The sequence below is a fragment of the Streptantibioticus parmotrematis genome (assembly GCF_019890615.1).
Lineage (GTDB): Bacteria > Actinomycetota > Actinomycetes > Streptomycetales > Streptomycetaceae > Streptantibioticus_D > Streptantibioticus_D parmotrematis.
This window is the reverse complement of sequence record NZ_JAINVZ010000015.1, coordinates 146,723-165,667: the sequence shown is the minus strand read 5'-3', so window position 1 is coordinate 165,667 and position 18,945 is coordinate 146,723. Positions and strand designations below refer to the sequence as shown.

At 73.3% G+C, this 18,945-nt stretch carries 17 protein-coding genes; 7 read left to right on the top strand and 10 right to left on the bottom strand.

The features are described 5' to 3' along the window. Positions 1–58: 58 nt before the first annotated feature. The 3 genes from K7472_RS21215 to K7472_RS21205 all read right to left on the bottom strand — a co-directional run bounded on the left by K7472_RS21215 (position 59) and on the right by K7472_RS21205 (position 3,081). Complete coding sequence (locus K7472_RS21215) at positions 59–652, bottom strand: snapalysin family zinc-dependent metalloprotease (protein ID WP_222980069.1); 594 nt, start codon at positions 650–652, stop codon at positions 59–61. 187 nt (positions 653–839) lie between these two features. Further along, a complete protein-coding gene (locus K7472_RS21210; RefSeq protein WP_222980068.1) occupies positions 840–2,153 on the bottom strand; it encodes a M48 family metallopeptidase in 1,314 nt (437 codons plus the stop codon). Between the two features lie 43 nt (positions 2,154–2,196). Beyond that, positions 2,197–3,081, bottom strand: coding sequence for a helix-turn-helix transcriptional regulator (locus tag K7472_RS21205; protein ID WP_222980067.1), 885 nt, complete (start codon positions 3,079–3,081; stop codon positions 2,197–2,199). A 231-nt stretch (positions 3,082–3,312) separates the two neighbouring features. On the opposite strand from K7472_RS21205, the gene K7472_RS21200 reads away from it, so the two are divergent. Continuing rightward, complete coding sequence (locus tag K7472_RS21200) at positions 3,313–4,074, top strand: SDR family oxidoreductase (protein ID WP_222980066.1); 762 nt, start codon at positions 3,313–3,315, stop codon at positions 4,072–4,074. Positions 4,075–4,195: 121 nt separating this feature from the next. Here K7472_RS21200 and K7472_RS21195 read toward each other — a convergent pair whose 3' ends face one another. Beyond that, positions 4,196–4,552 carry an Imm51 family immunity protein gene (locus K7472_RS21195; protein ID WP_222980065.1) on the bottom strand — a complete coding sequence of 119 codons (357 nt, stop codon included), beginning with the start codon at positions 4,550–4,552 and terminating at the stop codon, positions 4,196–4,198. A gap of 284 nt (positions 4,553–4,836) precedes the next feature. Between K7472_RS21195 and K7472_RS21190 the strand changes: the two genes are divergently transcribed. Beyond that, positions 4,837–5,115, top strand: coding sequence for a hypothetical protein (locus tag K7472_RS21190; RefSeq protein WP_222980064.1), 279 nt, complete (start codon positions 4,837–4,839; stop codon positions 5,113–5,115). Positions 5,116–5,260: 145 nt separating this feature from the next. Continuing rightward, positions 5,261–7,471 carry an aminodeoxychorismate synthase component I gene (gene pabB / locus K7472_RS21185; protein ID WP_222980063.1) on the top strand — a complete coding sequence of 737 codons (2,211 nt, stop codon included), beginning with the start codon at positions 5,261–5,263 and terminating at the stop codon, positions 7,469–7,471. Positions 7,472–7,633: 162 nt separating this feature from the next. On the opposite strand, the gene K7472_RS21180 is transcribed toward pabB, so the two are convergent. The 3 genes from K7472_RS21180 to K7472_RS21170 all read right to left on the bottom strand — a co-directional run bounded on the left by K7472_RS21180 (position 7,634) and on the right by K7472_RS21170 (position 11,060). After that, positions 7,634–8,254 carry a DedA family protein gene (locus K7472_RS21180; RefSeq protein ID WP_222980062.1) on the bottom strand — a complete coding sequence of 207 codons (621 nt, stop codon included), beginning with the start codon at positions 8,252–8,254 and terminating at the stop codon, positions 7,634–7,636. A 362-nt stretch (positions 8,255–8,616) separates the two neighbouring features. Then, on the bottom strand, positions 8,617–9,117 hold the full coding sequence (locus K7472_RS21175; protein ID WP_222980061.1) for a DoxX family protein: 501 nt from the start codon (positions 9,115–9,117) through the stop codon (positions 8,617–8,619). Positions 9,118–9,179: 62 nt separating this feature from the next. Next, positions 9,180–11,060 (bottom strand): FAD/NAD(P)-binding protein, encoded by a 1,881-nt coding sequence (locus K7472_RS21170; RefSeq protein ID WP_222980117.1) that lies wholly within the window; start codon positions 11,058–11,060, stop codon positions 9,180–9,182. Between the two features lie 606 nt (positions 11,061–11,666). Between K7472_RS21170 and K7472_RS21165 the strand changes: the two genes are divergently transcribed. Continuing rightward, positions 11,667–12,257: a TMEM165/GDT1 family protein gene (locus tag K7472_RS21165; protein ID WP_222980060.1), complete on the top strand. Its 591-nt coding sequence runs from the start codon at positions 11,667–11,669 to the stop codon at positions 12,255–12,257. 30 nt (positions 12,258–12,287) lie between these two features. Here K7472_RS21165 and K7472_RS21160 read toward each other — a convergent pair whose 3' ends face one another. Together K7472_RS21160 and K7472_RS21155 are read right to left on the bottom strand one after the other, a co-directional pair. Next, positions 12,288–12,944 carry an HAD-IA family hydrolase gene (locus K7472_RS21160; RefSeq protein WP_222980059.1) on the bottom strand — a complete coding sequence of 219 codons (657 nt, stop codon included), beginning with the start codon at positions 12,942–12,944 and terminating at the stop codon, positions 12,288–12,290. Positions 12,945–13,141: 197 nt separating this feature from the next. Then, positions 13,142–13,636 (bottom strand): hypothetical protein, encoded by a 495-nt coding sequence (locus tag K7472_RS21155; protein ID WP_252396000.1) that lies wholly within the window; start codon positions 13,634–13,636, stop codon positions 13,142–13,144. Positions 13,637–13,772: 136 nt separating this feature from the next. Between K7472_RS21155 and K7472_RS21150 the strand changes: the two genes are divergently transcribed. Continuing rightward, a complete protein-coding gene (locus K7472_RS21150) occupies positions 13,773–15,842 on the top strand; it encodes an MDR family MFS transporter (protein ID WP_222980057.1) in 2,070 nt (689 codons plus the stop codon). Positions 15,843–16,028: 186 nt separating this feature from the next. Beyond that, the gene (locus K7472_RS21145) at positions 16,029–17,198 is read left to right on the top strand and encodes a steroid 3-ketoacyl-CoA thiolase (RefSeq protein ID WP_222980056.1); all 1,170 of its coding nucleotides are present in this window, start codon (positions 16,029–16,031) and stop codon (positions 17,196–17,198) included. A 50-nt stretch (positions 17,199–17,248) separates the two neighbouring features. On the opposite strand, the gene K7472_RS21140 is transcribed toward K7472_RS21145, so the two are convergent. Further along, a complete protein-coding gene (locus K7472_RS21140) occupies positions 17,249–18,052 on the bottom strand; it encodes a sulfite exporter TauE/SafE family protein (RefSeq protein WP_222980116.1) in 804 nt (267 codons plus the stop codon). 92 nt (positions 18,053–18,144) lie between these two features. Between K7472_RS21140 and K7472_RS21135 the strand changes: the two genes are divergently transcribed. Continuing rightward, the gene (locus K7472_RS21135) at positions 18,145–18,912 is read left to right on the top strand and encodes an AraC family transcriptional regulator (RefSeq protein WP_222980055.1); all 768 of its coding nucleotides are present in this window, start codon (positions 18,145–18,147) and stop codon (positions 18,910–18,912) included. Positions 18,913–18,945 lie beyond the last annotated feature (33 nt).

Sequence of the window (18,945 nt, the reverse complement as noted above, 5' to 3'; positions counted from 1 at the left end):
GCGCACCGTTCCGGCCGACCGAGCGGTCGCGGAAGGGGGTCGTGGACCTGGCCGCCGGTCAGTGCGAGCCGGTGAGAACCCGTCCGGTCCACACGTCGATCACGATCTGGTGGTGGTGGTTCCGGAGCATCGCCGTCGCGCCGTCGGCGTAGTTCTTGTCGACCTGCGCCGCCTCGGCCGCGTCCGGTTTGGCGTTCGTGCAGGACGTGCCGGGGCCGTGGCCCGACATGATCTCCGAGCAGGGGCCGCTGTAGTCGTCGGGGAGCCCGAGGATGTGTCCGGTCTCGTGGGCCGTGATCCGGGTCGCGTCGTAGCCCTCGTCCACCGCCTGCTGGCCCAGCTGCACTTCGCCGCTGCCGCCGGGGAAGATCGGGCCCAACGTGGTCTGCGGCCAGCCGCTGGTCGCCTCGTAGACGTAGTCGGCCTCGCCGGGGGTGCTCGTCGGCTCCAGGCGCACGTTGTGCACCGCGTTGTTCCAGTTCTGCACGGCCTGTTCGATCGGGCCGGCCCACTGACCGGCGTCGCTTGCGTCGTAGGTGAGGGTGACCACGTCCGCGGTCGCGCGGGGCGCGGGGTGCGCCTCGGCGGCGCTGACCGCGGTGCTGAGCAGGGCCGGGACGAGGACGGTCAGGGTGACTATTCGCTTGATCATGAGACTGGTGCGCCTCCTTGGCTCTCCGTTGCTGCCCGCAGTAAACGGTTTCCGTCGCGAGCATGACAACCTCTGGGTTCCGTGGAATCACAGGAACCGCAAAGTTGGCTCAAAGCACACCGGAGGCGGCGGTCGCCCCGGGTCGCAACCGTCCGCGAGCGGCAGCGGTCACCGCTCCCTTCACTTCCTACTTCCCGTAGTACGTCCTGAGATCCTCGGCCAACGCCTGCCGGACGGCGTCGAGTTCGGCGTCCATGGCGTCGGCCTCCTCGGGGCTCGGCGCGACCGTCGGCTCCGCGTGGGGGAGGTGCCCCATCGCCCTCAGACGCAGGTGCGTGGGCGGCAGGCTGTCGCCGGTCGTCGCGCTGCCCTGGCGTTCCGACAGGCGCAGGCGGCGTGCGCGTTCTGTTTCGGGAACCGTCGCCAGGTGCGTGCGCAGCTCCCGCCATGCGTCGTCGGCGCTCCTGGAGAAGCGTTCGAGGGCGAAGGCCGCCGTCTCGGCCAGCAGCAGGGCTCGCACCATGCCCTCGGCCGACTCCGCCGAGGCCACTCGCGCGGCCGCCGCGTCCGCCGCGTAGGCGGACTGAGCGCGGGAGCGGACGCTGAGACCGGTGAGCAGGCGGTGTGTCCTGCCGGCGGCGCAGTCCGGGATCGCCAGCAGCGGCCAGGTGATCATCTCGACCAGGGCCACCAGGCCGCTCGCGGTCCCGCCCGTCTGCGGGCCGGTGGCTGAGAAACCGGCACCGGTGTAGAGCGCGTCCTGACGGGCCTGTCGGGACCTGCCGGGTCTGAACAGGTCCGTCCACACCGTGAGCGAGGTGAGGGCCGCCGCGGTCCAACGGGCGCTCACGCGGCGGCGGCCCGCGTCGTGGGCGAGTTCACCGGCTATCAGCGCGACGCGCTGATCGGGGGCCAGGGCCTCCCAGAGCGGCAGTCCCAGGATCAGGACGCGGCGTCCGCGCGGGCCCGGCAGGCTGTACGCGGGCCCGAAGCGCGCGTCCACGGCCACCAAGTGGGCCGGAACGGTGCCGAGTTCCGTTGCCACCCGGTCGATCACGGCGTGGAGCGCCGGGGCTTCGGCGCGGTCGAGGGTGCGTTGAGGAATCCGTGGACGGCGGGGCCGCAACGCGACCGCTACGGCGACCTCCAGGGCGCCCAGCACGCGTTGCGGCCAGGTGCCGGTCACCAGTAACCACACCCCCGTTCCCGCCAGGGCGATGGTGATCAGGTTGACCACGGTCGCCAACGCCGTCGCCGCGCACGCGGGCGCGCTCCACGACGGTCCCGGCGCGCCGTCGCGGGGCATGCGCTCCAACGCCTGCTCCTGGCGGGCCAGTCGCTCGTCGCGGCGGGCGCGTTCGGTTGGTGTGAGGGCGGCCAGGGCTCCCGTCGGGTCGACGTTCCAGTCGCAGGCCGGGCACCACACGGTGAAGCGGGGGTCCGCGGGCGGCAGCTGCGCGCCGCACTCCGGACAGAGAGGATCATCCGAGTTGTCATGCACGAACGTCGATGATGCGCCCGAACAGGCGACTTCTCGCTGCCTGTTACGGGTTTTGACCGTCGCTTGACGGTTGCGGGACGGGGAGGGTGACGCGAGCCGGGCGCGAGGTCGCCTGCCAACTGGACAGGAGGGTGAGCTTCTCGGCCGACGGGGAGCCGGGAGCGGCCGTGTAGGCGACGAGGAGCTGGTCGGGTTCCCCCGGGAAACACAGTGTCTCGTAGGCCAGGTGCAGGGCGCCCACCTCGGGATGGTTCATGCGCTTGACGCCGTACGTCTTCTCCCTGACCTCGTGGTCCGCCCACAGACGGGCGAAGTCCTCACTGGCCAGGGTGAGTTCGCCGACCAGCTCGGCCAGACGCTGGTCCCTGGGGTGGCGGCCCGCGTCCAGCCGCAGGTACGCGACCGTCTCCGCTGTCACCGCCTCCCAGTCCGCGTAGAACGCGCGCGCCCCCGGGTTGAGGAACGCGTGGCGGGCCTGGTTCAGGTCCGGGCGCGAGCGGGTGGAGAACGCGCACACCGCGTCGCCCGCTTCGTTCCACGCCAGCACGTCCATGCGCCGGCCCAGCACGAACGCGGGCGTCGTCATCGACTCCAGCAACGCGCGGACACCCTCGCGCAGCGGCTGCTTCGAGGGCGTACGGGACGGCGACGCGGAGTTCGCCGGGCGGGCCAGCGAGCGCAGGTGGGCGTGCTCGACGTCGTCGAGGCGCAGCACCCGGGCCACCGCGTCGAGCACCGCGTCCGACGCGCTGCCGCCCCGGCCCTGCTCCAGGCGGACGTAGTAGTCCACGCTCACGCCCGCGAGTTGGGCCACCTCCTCCCGGCGCAGGCCCGGCACCCGCCGACGGCCGTGGGCGCGCAGCCCGACGTCCTCGGGCTGGACGCGCGAACGACGCGTGCGCAGGAAGTCCCCCAGTTCACCGCTCATGGGCCTCAGCGTAGGCGACACGTCCCACCGCGAGCCTGGTACTGGCTCACCCAGGAAAACCACAGCCCTGGGTACGGCACGCCGGCCGCCGCAGGATCGAGTCCGGGCCGTCCACCGCTTCCGGGGTCGGCGGCCCGCGTTCGGGGTCGGCGGCGCGCTTCCTCACGTTCCATCACGCCCGCTCTCCTGCGATCACCACCATTCCTTCATTCCTTCTCAGGGGGACAGACCATGACCTACTCCGCTCTCCGTGGTCGTACCGCCGTCGTCACCGGGGCCGCCAGCGGCATGGGTGAGGCGACCGCGCGACTGCTCGCCGCCCACGGCGCACGCGTCGCGCTGCTGGCCCGGCGCGAGGACCGGCTCGCCGGGATCGCCGAGACGATCGGCGCCGAGGGCGGCCGGGCGCTGCCGGTCGGCGTGGACGTCACCGACCCGGCCGCCGTCGCGTCCGCGGTGGAACGCGTGCACGCGGCGTACGGCGACGTGGACCTGGTGGTCAACGGTGCCGGTGTCATGCTGCCCAACCCGGTCGCCGACGGCCGTGACGACGAGTGGACGCGCATGATCGACACCAACCTCACCGGCGCGCTCCGCGTCATCCGGGCGTTCCTGCCCGACCTGGTCGCCGCCGCCGGCGCCGGGCGCACGGCCGACCTCGTCAACATCTCCTCGATCGGCGCTCACCTCACCTTCCCCCACTACGCCGTCTACAGCGCCACCAAGGCCGCGCTGACCCATCTGTCCGCCACCCTGCGCGCCGAACTCGGGCCGCGCGACGTGCGGGTGACCAACATCGAGCCCGGTCTGACCGACACCGAACTCGGCTCGCACATCGACAACGCCGAGCTGAGCGGCCAACTCGACGGGATGGCCGCCGAGATCGGGCCGCTGACCCCGGACGACATCGCCGACCTGATCGCGTACACCACCAGCCGCCCGGCCCGCGTCAACCTCCGGCAGGTCATCGCCCTTCCGACACGGCAGGCGTGAGCCTCGCGGCCTGACCCGGCCGTGCGCTCGGGCCCGCCCCGGCCCAGTCCGCCCCGCCGCTCGGGCCCGCCCCGGCGCGGTCCGCCCCGCCCCGGCCCGCTGCGGTCCCGTCTCCGTCCCGTCAGTCGAAGTCCGCCGGGTCGCCGGTGCGTATCAGCTCCGCCAGGCGGGAGCGGTCGTGGTAGGCCGAGCTGAGCAGCGTCGCGACCCGGCGCAGCGCCTCCACGTCGTCGCTGCGGACCACGAGGGTGCCGGCCTCGGGGTCGTAGGCGAGGCGGTCGGCCAGATCGGGCGCGTCCGCGCGCACCGCGGAACGGGCCACGCCGTGCCAGCCGTAGCCGTTGCCGTACCCGCCGGCCGCCGCGAACGCGTCCATCACCGAGGCCATCGCGTCGTCGGTGAGCATGAGGTAGTACGAGCCGGACCCCTCGCCGTACTCGGCCAGGAGCAGGGGCGCGTAGGTCGTCCTGTCCATCATGCTTCGACGCTAGCGCGGGGGTCTGACAACGCCGTGTTCGTCCGCTTCGCCCCAGGTCGGGGCGGGGGTGGGGCGGGAGGTGCGCGGGGCGCGGGCGTGGGGCCGTTCCGGCGGGGCGGCCGCACGGGCCGCACGTGAGCGGATTCTCAGTTCCGGTCCCGGACCGGGCCGCGATCGCCAACTCCGCAGCTGGGAGCGGCACTTGACGAAACGGTTCGCCACTGGCCGGATCCGGCCCGCCACCCCGTGACAGATCTGTCATATACGGCGCCTACGATCCCCGCATGCGCGACACGTTGGAGATAACCGACGAGCTGGTCCGGATGCAGCAGGCCGTCGACACGGCGTTCGCGGCGTTGGGGGAGTGGGACGGCGAGGAGCGGCCCGATGCCCCGCCGTCGCAGTGGTCCGCCGAACGCCGGGCCGAGTGGGAGGCACGCTGGGAGACCTACCGGCGCGCGGTCCGTGATCTCGGCGCGCATCCGGTGATGCGCCGTGCCGCCGCCGAGCGGATCTACGGGCGCATGCAGTCGGCCCTGCGGCAGGCCGCGCGACGGTCGTAGGCGCTCGGCGCGCGCAGACCCCGGCCTGCCGCAGGCCGCCTCGGACCCGCGCACGACGCCCCCGCCTGCCCGGAGCCCGGGCGCCCTCGTGACTGCCGTTGTCACAGGGGCGTGGGAAAATCTGGCGAAGAGGTGATCCCGGGCCATGCGCACACTACGCACACTGCTGATCGACAACTACGACTCGTTCACGTACAACCTGGTGCACCAGATCGCCGCCGCCACCGGGCAGGAGCCGGTCGTCGTGCGGAACGACGACCCGGGCTGGCGGCCCGGGCTGCTCGACGGGTTCGACGCGGTCGTGATCTCGCCGGGGCCCGGCACGCCGGAGCGGGCGGCCGACTTCGGGGTGTGCCGCCAGGTCGTCGAACGGTGCGAGCTGCCGTTGTTCGGGATCTGCCTCGGCCACCAGGGCATCGCCGCCGGGCACGGCGGCTCGGTGGGCCGTGCGGTCGAGCCGCGGCACGGCCGGGTGTCGCCCGTGATCCACCCGGGGACCGGCCTCTTCGACGGCATCCCCTCCCCGTTCGAGGTGGTCCGCTACCACTCGTTGACGGTGAACGGCCTGTCCGACGACCTGGAGGCGCTCGCGCACACGCCGGACGGCGTGCTGATGGCGCTGCGGCACCTGCGGCGGCCGATGTGGGGTGTGCAGTTCCATCCCGAGTCGGTCTGCACGTCGTACGGGGACCGGCTGATGGAGAACTTCGCCGCGCTGGCCCGGGACCACCACGAGGGGTCGGGCGCCGCGCACCGGGAGCACGTGCGGCTGCGGAGCGGTGGCGACGCGCAGGAGCCGGCGGCGCGGGCGGCGACGGAACGGCCGACCACCCACGAGGCGCCCGGCGCGCCGCGACGCTTCGAGATGCTCGCGCACCGGCTGCCCACCCGCTGGAGCGACGAGGTCGTCTTCGACGCGCTGTTCCGCGAGGGGCCCTACGCGTTCTGGCTGGACAGCAGCCGTCCCGGCGGGGCGAACGGGCGGTTCTCGATCATGGGCGATGCCTCGGGACCGCTGGCGCGCGTCGCCACCGCCGACACCTGGACCGGCACCGTGGACGTCCGCTCGGGCACCGAGGAACGCCTGGTCACCGGGGACTTCCTGGGCTGGCTCGACCAGGACCTGCGCTCGATGGAGGTCACGCAGTCCGGCTTCCACCACCTGCCGTTCGACTTCGCGCTGGGCTGGGTCGGGTACCTCGGGTACGAGCTGAAGGCGCAGTGCGGCGGGCAGAAGGCGCACCGGTCCTCGGAGCCGGACGCCGCGATGGTCTTCGCCGACCGCGCGGTGGTGATGGATCACGCGAGCGGGATGACCTACCTGCTCACGCTGGTGGAACGGAACGGGGACGGGGACGGGGATGAGGGCGGCAGGCGCGGGAGCGCGCGGGCCTGGCTGCGGGAGACGGCGGCCCGGCTCGACGGCCTGACGGGGCGGATTCCGGCGCCCACACGGCCTTTTCCGCGCTGCGACATACGGCTGCGCCACGACCGCGACCGCTACCTGGAGCTGATCGCGATCGCGCAGGAGGAGATCGCGGCGGGGGAGACGTACGAGATCAACCTGACCAACATGGCCGAGGCCGACCTGCCGCGGGACGCCGACCCGTGGGAGGCCTACCGGCTGATGCGCCGCGTGTCGCCCGCGCCCTTCGGCGCGCTGCTGCGCTTCGGCGAGGTGTCGGTGCTCAGCACGTCACCGGAGCGCTTCCTGCGCGTCACGGCGGACGGCCGGGCGGAGTCGCGGCCGATCAAGGGGACCCGGCCGCGCGGGGCCACACCGGAGCAGGACGCGCTCCTGCGGCGGGAGTTGGGCGCCTGCGAGAAGGACCGGTCGGAGAACCTGATGATCGTCGACCTGGTCCGCAACGACCTCGGCAAGCACGCGCGGACCGGATCGGTCGAGGTGACGCGGCTGTTCGAGGTCGAGACGTACGACACCGTGCACCAACTGGTCAGCACGGTGCGGGCGCGGCTGCGGCCGGACGCCTCGGCGCCGGACTGCGTACGGGACGCGTTCCCCGGCGGGTCGATGACCGGGGCGCCGAAGGTCCGGACGATGCGGATCATCGACCGGCTGGAAGCGGGACCGCGCGGCGTCTACTCCGGCGCGATCGGGTACTTCTCGCCGAACGGGGCGGCTGACCTGAGCATCGTCATACGCACGGCCGTGATGACGCCCGGACGCCTGCGGTACGGCGCCGGGGGCGCGGTCGTCGCGTTGTCCGACCCGGAGGCGGAGTTCGAGGAGACGGCGGTCAAGTCGGCACCGCTGCTGGCCCTCACGGGCGCGGACTTCCCCGGCAGGCGGGAGCCGGAGCGAGCGGAGGCGGTCGGCCTCACGCAGGCGGGATGACGCGGGGGTCGCGCAGGGCAGGCGGTCGGCCTCGCGCAGGCGCGATCCCCTGAGCGGTCGCACCCGGCCAGGCGGCCCGGTTCCGCGGTCGGGCCTCCGGCAGGCGGTCGGGCTTCCGCGATCGGGCTCCGCCAGGCGGTCGGGCCTCCGGGGGAGGGCGTGTCAGCCCGCTTCGGCGGGGATCGTCTCGCGCTGCTCGCGCCGGAACACGTACGCCGCCAGCGCTCCCGCGCCGACCAGCGAGATGATCGACACCGCGGTCGCCAGCCATGTCGCGCCGAGCCACTGGCCGCCCACGTAGCCGACGCCCACCCCGTACGCGGCCCACGCCAACCCCGCCAGGGCCGACCAGGGCAGGAACTCGGCGGGACTGCGGTGCGCCGCGCCCGCGCCGAGGCTGACCACCGACCGCCCGGCCGGGGCGAACCGGGCCAGCACGACCAGCGCGCCGCCGCCCCGCAGCAGCACCTGCCCGACCCGTTCCTGCGCGGCGACCAGCCGGCGCGAACGCGTCATGCGCCGCTCCAGCCACGTACCGCCGCGGTAGGCGAGGCGGTACGCGGCGAGGTCGCCGAGGCAGGACGCGGCGGCGGCGCAGCCCAGCAGTTCGACGACGTCGAGGATGTCCCGGGCGCCGTCGACGCCCGCGGTGGCGGCGGTCGCGGCGGATATCAGCAGCACACCGCTCGGCAGCACGGGGAGGAAGACGTCCAGCAGGACGGAGAGCGCGACGAGGGCGAGGCCCCAGGGCGAGTCGACGAGTGAACCCAAGTGTCCGAGCACCGTCGTTTCTCCTGGTCCGCGCGTCCGCCGTGAGGCGACCGACGCCCCATCCAGCCGTACAGCGTACGCCGGGAAATCCGGCGTTCAGTGGGCGGGGCGGCGTGACGTACTTCTCATCCCGCTTCCCCTCCGGGTCGCCGCCCGGCACTTCGCCCGCGAGCGGCCGGGGGAAGGGTGCCGGACGGCGCCGGAGCCCTGCTCGAACGCGGCTCGCGGGCCGCGTTCGAGCGCCGGGAGCCCGGCGGCACGGAGAGGGCGCTCGCGGGGCCCGGCTCCGGCCGCCGCGCCTCACCGGGCGTGCTTCACGAAACGTGCCTCCTCACGAAGCGCGCTTCACGAGGCCGTGCTTCACGATGCGTGCTTCACGAAGCGACCGTGCTCCGTTCCGGCTGCGTGGCCGGGGCCGCGATCGCGGCGCCCTCGGGGTGCTCCTGCCCGGCGTGCTCCTTCTCGTACGGCAGCAGGCTGTCGACCGACCACGCGCCTGGGCCGGTGACGACGAGCAGCAGGAACGCCCAGGCGTAGATCGCCGCGGGCTCGCCGCCGTTCTGGATGGGCCACAGTGCGTGCTGCGCGTGGACGCTGAAGTACGCGTACGCCATCGAGCCGGAGCTGATCAGCGCGGCTATGCGGGTGCCGAAGCCGACCAGGACGAGGAGCCCGCCGACCAGCTGGATGAGCGCCGCGTACCAGCCGGGCCAGGCGCCCGCCGCGACCGTGCCGCCTTGGGTGCCCATCGCGCCGCCCAGGACGCCGAAGAGCGAGGCCGCTCCGTGGCAGGCGAACAGCAGGCCGATCACGATCCGGAAGAGTGCGAGCACGTGCGGATGCGCCTTGCCGGTCCACGTTCTGGTCCAGCGCATGGGGGATCTCCTTCGGTCGGTGGGGACGGAGTACCGAATTGGAGACCATAGATTAGGCAGTCCTAACTAAATTCTGCAAGATTCAAGCAAGAGGGTGGCTGGATCCCGACCCGCAGAACGGCTCGCGCCACCGCGTCCGTGTCGCCGAGCGTCACCGAATCGACCCCGGGACGGACGCCCGCCGCCGTCACCCAGTGGACTCCCTCGGTCGGCACTCCGATCGCGAACCGCCTTGCGTGCGGCATCCCTTGACGGTCGATCAGGTGGTACGGGCGCGGGCCGACGTCGAGTCCTCCGGTGTCGTGGCCGCCGACCACGTGCGTACGGCACGCGCCCGACCGCAGCAGTCCGGCGAGCAACGGGTCGGCCGCGTACGGCAGTCGGGGCTCGGGCAGCCTGGCGTCGACGAGCGTGCGCACCGCGACCCGCGCGCCCGGCACCCGCGGCGAGTGCGCGACGAACGCGGGCCGCCCGGCGTCGTCGTGGCCCGCGGTCACCTCGAGTCCCGGGCCCAGCACCTCGATCGTTCCCGCCTCGATGAGCGCCACCAGTTGCTCGACCCGGTGCCGCGGCGGCCCGATCGACAGGAAGGCGTTCAGCGGGGTGTACCAGCCGTCGAGGTGGTCGCGGCGCGAACCGCCGTCCAGACCGCCGTGGTCCACGATCTGCCGCAGCTCGTTGCGCAGGTCGCGCAGCACGTCCAGCGCGGCCGGCACCGGACCGGCGACGTTGCCGAGACGCGCCCCCGCCACGTCCTCGCGCAGCAACTCCAGCAGCCACCCCCGGAAGTCCGCGCGCCCCGTGAAGTCCCGCCCGGCATCCGGCGCCGTCAGCCGCCCCCAGTCCCACCTGCGCCCGTCGTCGGGGAAGCCGAACTCGTCCAGCACGGCCGCCTCCTCACGACTGCCGTGCACGGTCCGCAGGAAGCGGTCCCGGAAGCGGTCCACCAGCGCGGGGTCGGCGCGGGCGAGCACGGCCGCGTAGTGGACGGCCTCCACCTCCTTGGCGACCAGCGGCCACACGTCGGCCAGGAAGTCCGGCGGATCGCCGGCCGCGGTCCGTTTGCGGAATCCCTCGATGACGTCGGGGGTCAGCAGCAGCGGTTCGTGGCGTCCGTACGGGCCCTTGGCGTTGTCGCCGCGTGCCCGGTACGGCACGCCGCGCCGTGAGCCCGCGTACAGCCGGGGTTCGTGGCCGGACGGCCGGTAGACCAGGCGGCCGGTGTCCGGGTCGGTGGTGAAGCGGCCGCCGCGGGCGCGGGTCAGCAGGGCCATGTGGTCGAAGAAGGTCAGGCCCAGGCCGCGCAGCAGCACCGGTTCGCCGGGCGCGACACGGTCCAGCTCGTCCGTGACGTCGGCCGGGTTGGCGGGTGGCAGATAGCGCAGGCCGTGCCGTACGGCGTGGTCGGCGAAGCGGCGCTGGGCCGGGGTCGGCAGCGCGGGCAGGTGGCCCTGGGCGAGCACGACCGCGGTCAGGCCGGTCAGGCGGCGGCCGTCGTCGAGGTCCACGACCTGGGTGCCGTCCGGCTCCTCGGCCAGCCGCACCGCGCGGGCGGCGTGCGTCTCGACGGTCACGCCGCCGGGGGCGGAGGCGACGGTGTGCGCGAAGACCCATTCCAGGTAACGGCCGTACAGCGCCCGCGTCGGGTAGTCGTCGGGCCCGAGCGGCAGGCCCCGGGCCACGGCCCACTCGTGCAGGCTCGGGCCCGGACGCACCGGGCCGTCGCACGAGACGCTCGCGTCGGTGAAGAGGGTGACCTGCGAGGCGACCGTGTTCATCAGCAGCTCACCGGACTGCGTGGTGCGCCACACCCGCCCCGCGCCGGGCGGCGCCGGATCGATCATGTGCACCGACACCCGTGCCTGTGGGGCGAGTTCGGGGACGGCGGCGCACAACCGCTCCAGCACGCTGGTGCCGCGCGGTCCCGCGCCGACGACGGCTATGACGTGGTGCGTGCGGCCGGCGGAGGCGTCGGTGACGGGGCCGTGTTCTGGGGCGGCGTGGTGCTCTGCGGCCACGATGCGCTCTCCCGGGGCAGAAGGGGCGAAGGGCGGGACGGTGACCCATCCTGCCCGGGGCGTCACGCCTACCGGCCGGTCGCTCGTAAATGAACAGGACAGGTGTGGTGCACCTTGCGTGTCGCTCGATCGTGGTCACTTTGGTGATGTGTGTTGACTCACGCTCACGTCCGCCTCTGCCGCGCCTGCCTCTGCCTCGACCTCGACCTCGGCCTCGGCCTCTGTCGCGCGCGTCACGTGGTCGGCGGGCTGGTCGCCGTACCGGCCGTCGGGCCTGCCGTCGTTCCGGGAGTGCCGGAGGCTTCGGTTAGGCTGGGAGGCAGCAGAAGGGGAGTAGCTCTTCGCCGGACCGTCGACATACTGCTCGGGTCTCCCGAGCCGGCGCCCGGAGGCCGTACGGACACGTTCAGCGTGGCCCGTACGCGCCAGCGAGACCTTCGGCCGCAGTGTCCGACGCTGCCGTGCCGAAGCGACCCCTCTCCCCGAGGCCCTTCCGGTGCGGCGAGCCCGACCGAAGAGGAAACGTCCTCCGTGTTCAGCTTCACCGTCGCCGCGATCGTCTTCGGCATCATCTTCGTCGCGGAACTCCCCGACAAGACCGCGCTGGCCAGCCTGGTGCTCGGCACCCGCTTCCGCGCGTCCTACGTCTTCTGCGGCATCGCCGCCGCCTTCGCCGTGCACGTCGCCCTCGCCATCGCCGCGGGCAGCCTGCTGGCGCTGCTGCCGCACCGGTGGGTGGAGGGCGTCGTCGCGCTGCTCTTCCTCGGCGGCGCGATCGCGCTGCTGCGGCACGGGCAGGGGGACGACGAGGACGAGGAGGGCATGAGGACGCCCAGCAGCCAGAGCTTCTGGCGGGTCGCGGGCAGTGGCTTCACGCTCATCCTGGTGGCCGAGTTCGGCGACCTCACGCAGATCATGACGGCCAACCTCGCCGCCCGCTACAACGACCCCGTCTCGGTCGCCATCGGCGCGGTGCTGGCGCTGTGGGCGGTCGCCGCGCTCGGCATCCTCGGCGGCAAGGCGCTGATGAAGCGGGTGCCGCTGCCGTTGATCACCAAGATCGCGGCCGTGGTGATGGTGGTGATGGCGGGCGTGAGCCTGTACGAGGCGATCGCCGGGTGATCCGGCGGTACGGGCCGCGCGGGGCGCGTGTCAGCCCACGCGCAGGGTGAAGGTGCCGTCCGCCTCGCGCAGGACCCGGACCGCCTCCAGCGTCGGCGCGTACGCGGTCGGGCCGAATGCCTCGGCGCGCGGGCCCACGCCCACCACGCGCATTCCGGCCGCGAAGCCCGCCGCGATCCCGGCCTCGGAGTCCTCGAAGACCACGCAGTCCGCAGGCGCGAAGCCCAGCTCGGCCGCGCCCTTCAGGAACCCTTCCGGGTCGGGCTTGCTGGCGCTCACGCACTCGGCGGTGATCCGCACCTCGGGCATCGGCAGCGCGGCGGCGTCCATCCGGGCACGGGCCAGGGCCGCGTCGGCCGAGGTCACCAGCGCGTGCGGGCCGTCGGCCAGGGCGGCGAGGAACTCCGGGGCGCCCTCGACCGGGACGACGCCCTCGGTGTCGGCGGTCTCCCGGGCCAGCATCTCGGCGTTCTCGGCGTGGTTGACGGCCATCGGGCGGTCCGGCAGCAGCGCGGCCATGGTGGCGTAGCCCTGCCGGCCGTGCACCACCCGCAGCACGTCGGCGACGTCCAGCCCGTGCCGCTCGGCCCACGCGCGCCAGCAGCGCTCGACGACCGCGTCGGAGTTGACCAGCGTGCCGTCCATGTCCAGCAGCAGCGCGCGAGCGGTCAGGGTGACGGCCGTCATGGGCGGACTCCTCGGCGTTGACCGCGCTGCGGTGAGGGAACAGCGGCGGGGCGGGAACGACAGCGGAAAGAACACAAGCGGCTCGCCCGCCGGTCAGGGGAAACGGGCGAGCCACTTTGTTCCTCAACGATACAAAACGATGCCCCGATCACGCCAATGGGCCCCTTCGGGGCGATCCGGCCCCGCCGGGGATCCCCTCAAGCCCCTGGTTCCACGTACTGGAGCAGCCCGTACGTGAAGTGCGCGACGTGGCCCTCGAAGGCAAGCCGCCAGCGGGTCGGCGCGTCGCCCTCCATGGGCCTGGCGGGGGCGAAGGCGCGGGCCACCTCGTCCACGACGCACGACCACGGCGTCAGGTCCTCCGGCCCGCGCAGGCCGGGCGCGGGCTCGCCGGGCGCGCGGACCAGCCACTCGTTCCACACCCGGCCGCCCGGCCCCGCCATCACCTCGAACCGCAGCGTGGGCCACAGCGGCACCGGCCACAGCAGCGCGCGGCACGTGACGTCGCCGATCCGGCGGTCCTCCTGCGCCTCGGGCGGCCCCAGCAGGACGTGGTGCCGCCGCAGGCCCTTGGGGAAGCCGCGGGCGCGCAGCGTGGCCTGCCAGTGCCGGTTCGCCTCCCGCATCCGGCTGCGGTCGGTACCGAGGTCGCGCAGGGCCTCCTCGACCAGGTCAGGGCGGTGGTCCGCCATCCGCCGCAGCAGGACCAGCTGGAGTCCCGCGGTTCCGAAATCACCATTCGCCACGAAAGTGAGCCTATGCGCCGGGGCGGCGGGCCCGGCTCCGGACCCCCAAGCGGGACCGGGCGAACGGTGTGAACATATAGAAATGGCACAGGACGCGACAAACGAGGCGGCCGCCTCCGCGGCCGCCGAGCCGCCCTCCGGCACGCCCTCGCACCGCACCGTCCTGGTGGCGATGAGCGCCCTGCTGATGGGCATGCTGCTCGCCGCGCTGGACCAGACGATCGTCTCGACCGCGCTGCCCACCATCGTCAGCGACCTCGGCGGGCTCGACCACCTGTCGTGGGTGGTCACCGCGTACATGCTCGCCTCCACCGCCGCCACCCCGCTGTGGGGCAAGCTCGGCGACCAGTACGGGCGCAAGAAGCTGTTCCAGACCGCCATCGTCATCTTCCTGATCGGCTCCGCGCTGTGCGGACTCGCCCGGAACATGGGCGAGTTGATCGGCTTCCGCGCGTTGCAGGGCCTGGGCGGCGGCGGGTTGATGGTGTTGTCGATGGCGATCGTGGGCGACATCGTGCCGCCGCGCGACCGGGGCCGCTACCAGGGCCTGTTCGGCGCGGTGTTCGGCGCCAGCAGTGTGCTCGGGCCGCTGCTGGGCGGGCTGTTCGTGGACAACCTCTCCTGGCGCTGGGTCTTCTACGTCAACCTCCCCATCGGTGTCGTCGCGCTCGCCGTCATCGCCACCGTGCTGCACATCCCCGTGCACCGCACCAAGCACGTCATCGACTACGCGGGGACCGGTGTGATCGCGGGCGTCGCCACCTGCCTGGTGCTGGTCGCCTCGCTCGGCGGCACGACATGGGCGTGGGGTTCACCGCAGATCATCGGTCTCGCCGTGCTGGGCGTGGTGCTGCTCGGCGTCTTCGTCGCCATCGAACGCAAGGCGGCCGAACCGGTGCTGCCACTGCGGCTGTTCCACATCCGCACCTTCACGCTCTGCTCGGTGATCGGCTTCGTCATCGGGTTCGCGATGTTCGGTGGCATGACCTACCTGCCGACCTTCCTCCAGGTCGTGCACGGCGTCACGCCCACCATGTCCGGCGTCCACATGCTGCCCATGGTGCTCGGCCTGCTGATCGCCTCCACCGGCTCCGGCCAGGTCGTCAGCCGCACCGGCCACTACAAGGTGTTCCCCATCGCCGGGACCGCCGTGGTGATCGTCGGCCTGCTCCTGCTGCACACCCTGAGCGAGTCCAGCGGCACGTGGGCGATGAGCGGGGTCTTCTTCGTCTTCGGCTTCGGGCTCGGCCTGGTCATGCAGGTGCTGGTGCTCGTCGTGCAGAACTCCGTGGGATACGAGGACCTGGGCGTCGCCACCTCCGGCGCCACCTTCTTCCGTTCCATCGGCGCCTCGTTCGGCGTGGCGATCTTCGGCACCATCTTCACCAACGAACTGCGCACCGAACTGCGCGCGGCGCTGACCGGCAAGCCGCTGCCGCCCGGATTCAACCCCGGCCAGCTCCAGACCGACCCGCACACCATCTCCCGGCTGCCGGTTGCCACCAGGACCGGCGTCCTGCACGCGTACTCCGTGGCGATCACCGACATCTTCCTGTACGCGGTGCCGGTCACGGCGGTGGCGTTCGTGCTCGCCTGGTTCCTCAAGGAGCAGCCGCTGCGCGGCTCGGTCACCGCGCCGGACGTCACCGAGACGCTCGCCTCCAACCCGGTGGAACGCTCCTCGCGCGAGGAGGTGGCCCGCGCGCTGTCCACCCTCGGCACCCGCGAGGGCCGGCGTGACCTGTACGTCCGGATCACCGAACGCGCGGGGCTCGACCTGCATCCCGCCTCCGGTTGGCTGCTGTTGCGCATCAACCGCTACGGGTCCGCCGCGCCCCAACTGCTGGCCGAACGCGTGTCGATCCCGAACGAGATCGTCTACCAGGCCACCGCGGAGGTGGAGTTGCGCGGGCTGGTGCGGCGCGAGGGGCTGCTGCTGGTCCTCACCGACTCCGGGCAGGAGATGGCGCGGCACCTGGTACGGGCACGCACCGAGGTGCTGGCGGAACTGCTGGGCGACTGGTGGGATCCGGCCCGCGCGGCCGACGATCTGCACGGCCTGCTAAGGGAGTTGAGCGCGCAGCTGTGCGGGGACGACTCCGATCATCCGGAACGCGGGGGGTCGACGGTGGCGGCGGTCAAGCCTGCGTGAGGCGGGTCGGGCAGCCGTGCACCAATTCACTGACGCCCCGTCACCCATCGCGTACGCGCCGTTTCCGTGCGCGACCCTTGCGTGGCCGTACCGCGGGTAATACAAACGTGCCGGATCAACGGAACGCGGACCCGTGCCGCTCCGGGCGCCGGGACGCCGCCCGGGGCCGAGGAGAGGACGAGCTTCATGGCCCCCGAACCCGTCATCGTCGAGGCGGTACGCACCCCCATCGGCGAACGCGGCGGCGCGCTGGCCGCCCTGCACCCCGCCCGCCTGCTGGGGGAGACGTACCGGGAACTCCTGGCGCGCACCCGCATCCAGCCGGACTGCGTGGAACAGGTCGTCGGCGGCACGGCCACGCTCGCGGGCGAGCAGTCGGCGAACCCGGCGCGCACGGCGTGGCTGGCGGCGGGACTGCCGTACGAGACGGCCGCGTCCACGCTGGACTGCGAAGGCGGTGCGTCGCAGCAGGCCAACCACGTGGTCGCCGCCATGATCGCGGCCGGTGTGATCGACGTGGGCATCGGCTGCGGGGTGGAGTCGACGTCGCGGGTGCCGCAGGGCAGCGCGTCCCAGCACGGCCCCGGCAGGCCGTTACCCGACGAGTGGAACGTGGACCTGCCCGGCCCGTTCCACGCCGCGGAGCGCATCGCCGCCCGGCGCGGCCTGACCCGGGAGCGCACCGACGCACTCGGGCTGCTGTCGCGGACGCGGGCGGCGCGGGCGTGGGCGGAGGAACGCTTCAAGCGCGAGACGTACCCCGTGCAGGTACCGACGACGCACGAAGAACAGGCCGCGGGCCAGGGCATGTGGCGTCACCTCGAACGCGACGAGGGACCGCGCGACACCGGCGTCGACGCGCTGGCCGCCCTGAACCCGGTGATGCCAGGAGCGGTGCACACGGCGGGCAGCACCGCCCCGGCCGCGGACGGTTCGGCGGCGGTGATGTGGGCGTCCAAGCGCATGGCGAAGGCGCTGGGACTGCGGCCCAGAGCGCGCGTCGTCGCGCAGGCGCTGGTGGGCGCCGATCCGCACTTCCACCTCGACGGGCCGGTCGACGCGACCCGGGCGGTGCTGGGGAAGGCGGGCATGACACTGTGCGACATCGACGTCTTCGAGGTCAACGAGGCTTTCGCTTCAGTGGTGCTGAGCTGGGCGCAGGTCTTCGACGCGGACCTGGACCAGGTGAACGTCAACGGGGGAGCGATAGCCCTCGGTCACCCGGTCGGCGCGGCGGGCGCCCGCCTGATCACGACGGCGTTGCACGAACTGGAGCGCGCGGACCGGGAGTTCGCCCTGGTCACGACGTGCGCGGGCGGAGCGCTTGCCACGGCGACGATCCTGCAGAGGCTGTAGTCGTAGGGGCTCGCGCAGAGGCCGTAGTCGTAGGGCTCACGGCGAGCGCCTCACGGTGACAGCACCATCGCGGCCGCCACCGTCCCCAGCAGCCCGACGTACGCCCACGCGTACACACGGTCGGGGATGCGCGGCGGGTGGCGGCGCAGGACCGCGATCACCGGCAGCGCGCCGAGCAGCAGCGCGGCGGCGGCACCCGGGTCGACGAGGCCCACCAGCCGCACGTGCGCGCCCGCCGCGGCCGGGACCGCCGCGCCGCTCAGGGACACCGCGGCGGCCGGGACCGCGATGGCCAGGGTGAGCGGATTGGCCAGCGCGGTCGCCACGCGCATCGGGTGACCGGCCCGTCGCATCGCGGGCACGGTCATCACGCTGCCACCCACCCCGAGGAACGCGGCGACCGCGCCGACCGGCGCGCCGAGGACGGCCGGCAGCGGACGCGGGTCGGCTTCCGCCTTCTCGACCGGGGCACGCGGGCGGAGGAAGCCCGGGCGCAGGAGCAGGTCGACGACGGTGACGGAGACGTAGGCGACGAACGCCGCGCGGGCCAGGCCCGCCGGGGCGAGGCGGGTGGCCAGCGCGCCGGCCACCGCGCCGACCGCCAGCAGGAGCACCAGCGCGCGGGTGCCGCGCAGCGCCAGGAGTGTCCGGCGCGGGGTGACGGCCGTGGCGAAGCCCGCGTTCACCACCATCACCAGGGCGGAGGTGGCCGTCGCCACCCGCATCGCGTCCGCGCCGAGCGCCGCGTCGGCCCACACCACGACCGGTACGGCGGCGAACCCGCCGCCGAACCCGAACACCACGGTCGTCACTCCGGTCAGGAGCCCGATCCCGGTCAACACCACGAGGTCCACGTCCACAGCACCCACTCCACCAGCCGGGCGCCGGGGCTCGCATGCGATGGTCGGCACGATTCCTTCGCGACCCAGCCAGTAGGGTGGACGGCGTGAGGAACGTGTCGCTGGACGACGTCGACCACGCGGAGCGGGCCGTGCTGCCGATCGGCACGGACTACCCGCCCGGTCACCTGCTGGACTGGCACGAGCACCGCCGCGCGCAGTTCCTCCACGGCGCCACCGGGGTCATGGTCGTCGACACCGCCCAGGGCACCTGGACCGTGCCGCCCGAGCGCGCCGTGCTGATCCCGGCCGCCACCCGGCACCGGGTCCGCATGCTGGGGGTGAGCACCCGCAGCCTGTACGTCGAGCCCGACGCGGTGCCGTGGTGGCCGGCGGACTGCGTGGTCGTGGACGTTCCGCCGCTGCTGCGCGAACTGCTGCTGGCGGCCGTCGAGTTCGAGGCGGACTACAGCCTGTCCGGGCGGGAGGGAACCATCGCCACGCTGCTCCTGCACGAGATCGCCGAGCGCACCCCGCTGCCGTTCCACGTGGCGATCCCGGCCTCCGCCGACCTCGCGGAACTGTGCCGCGCGTACCTGGCCGAGCCGGACACGGGCGTCACGAACGCGGTGTGGGCGCGGCGGACGGCGATGAGCGAACGGGCCTTCACCCGGCGCTTCCGCGCGCAGACCGGCGACAGCCCCGCCGCGTGGCGAGCCCGCGCGAGGCTCCTCGCGGCAGTCCCGCTGCTGCGCACGGCCTCGGTCACCGAGGTGGCCACCCACCTCGGCTACGCGTCCCCAGCGGCCTTCACCGCGGCGTTCACCCGAACCTTCGGCACACCACCGTCACGCTTCGGGCCCAGGGGCGCGTGAGGGGCCTCGTGCAGCCGAGCTGTCGGCCCGGAG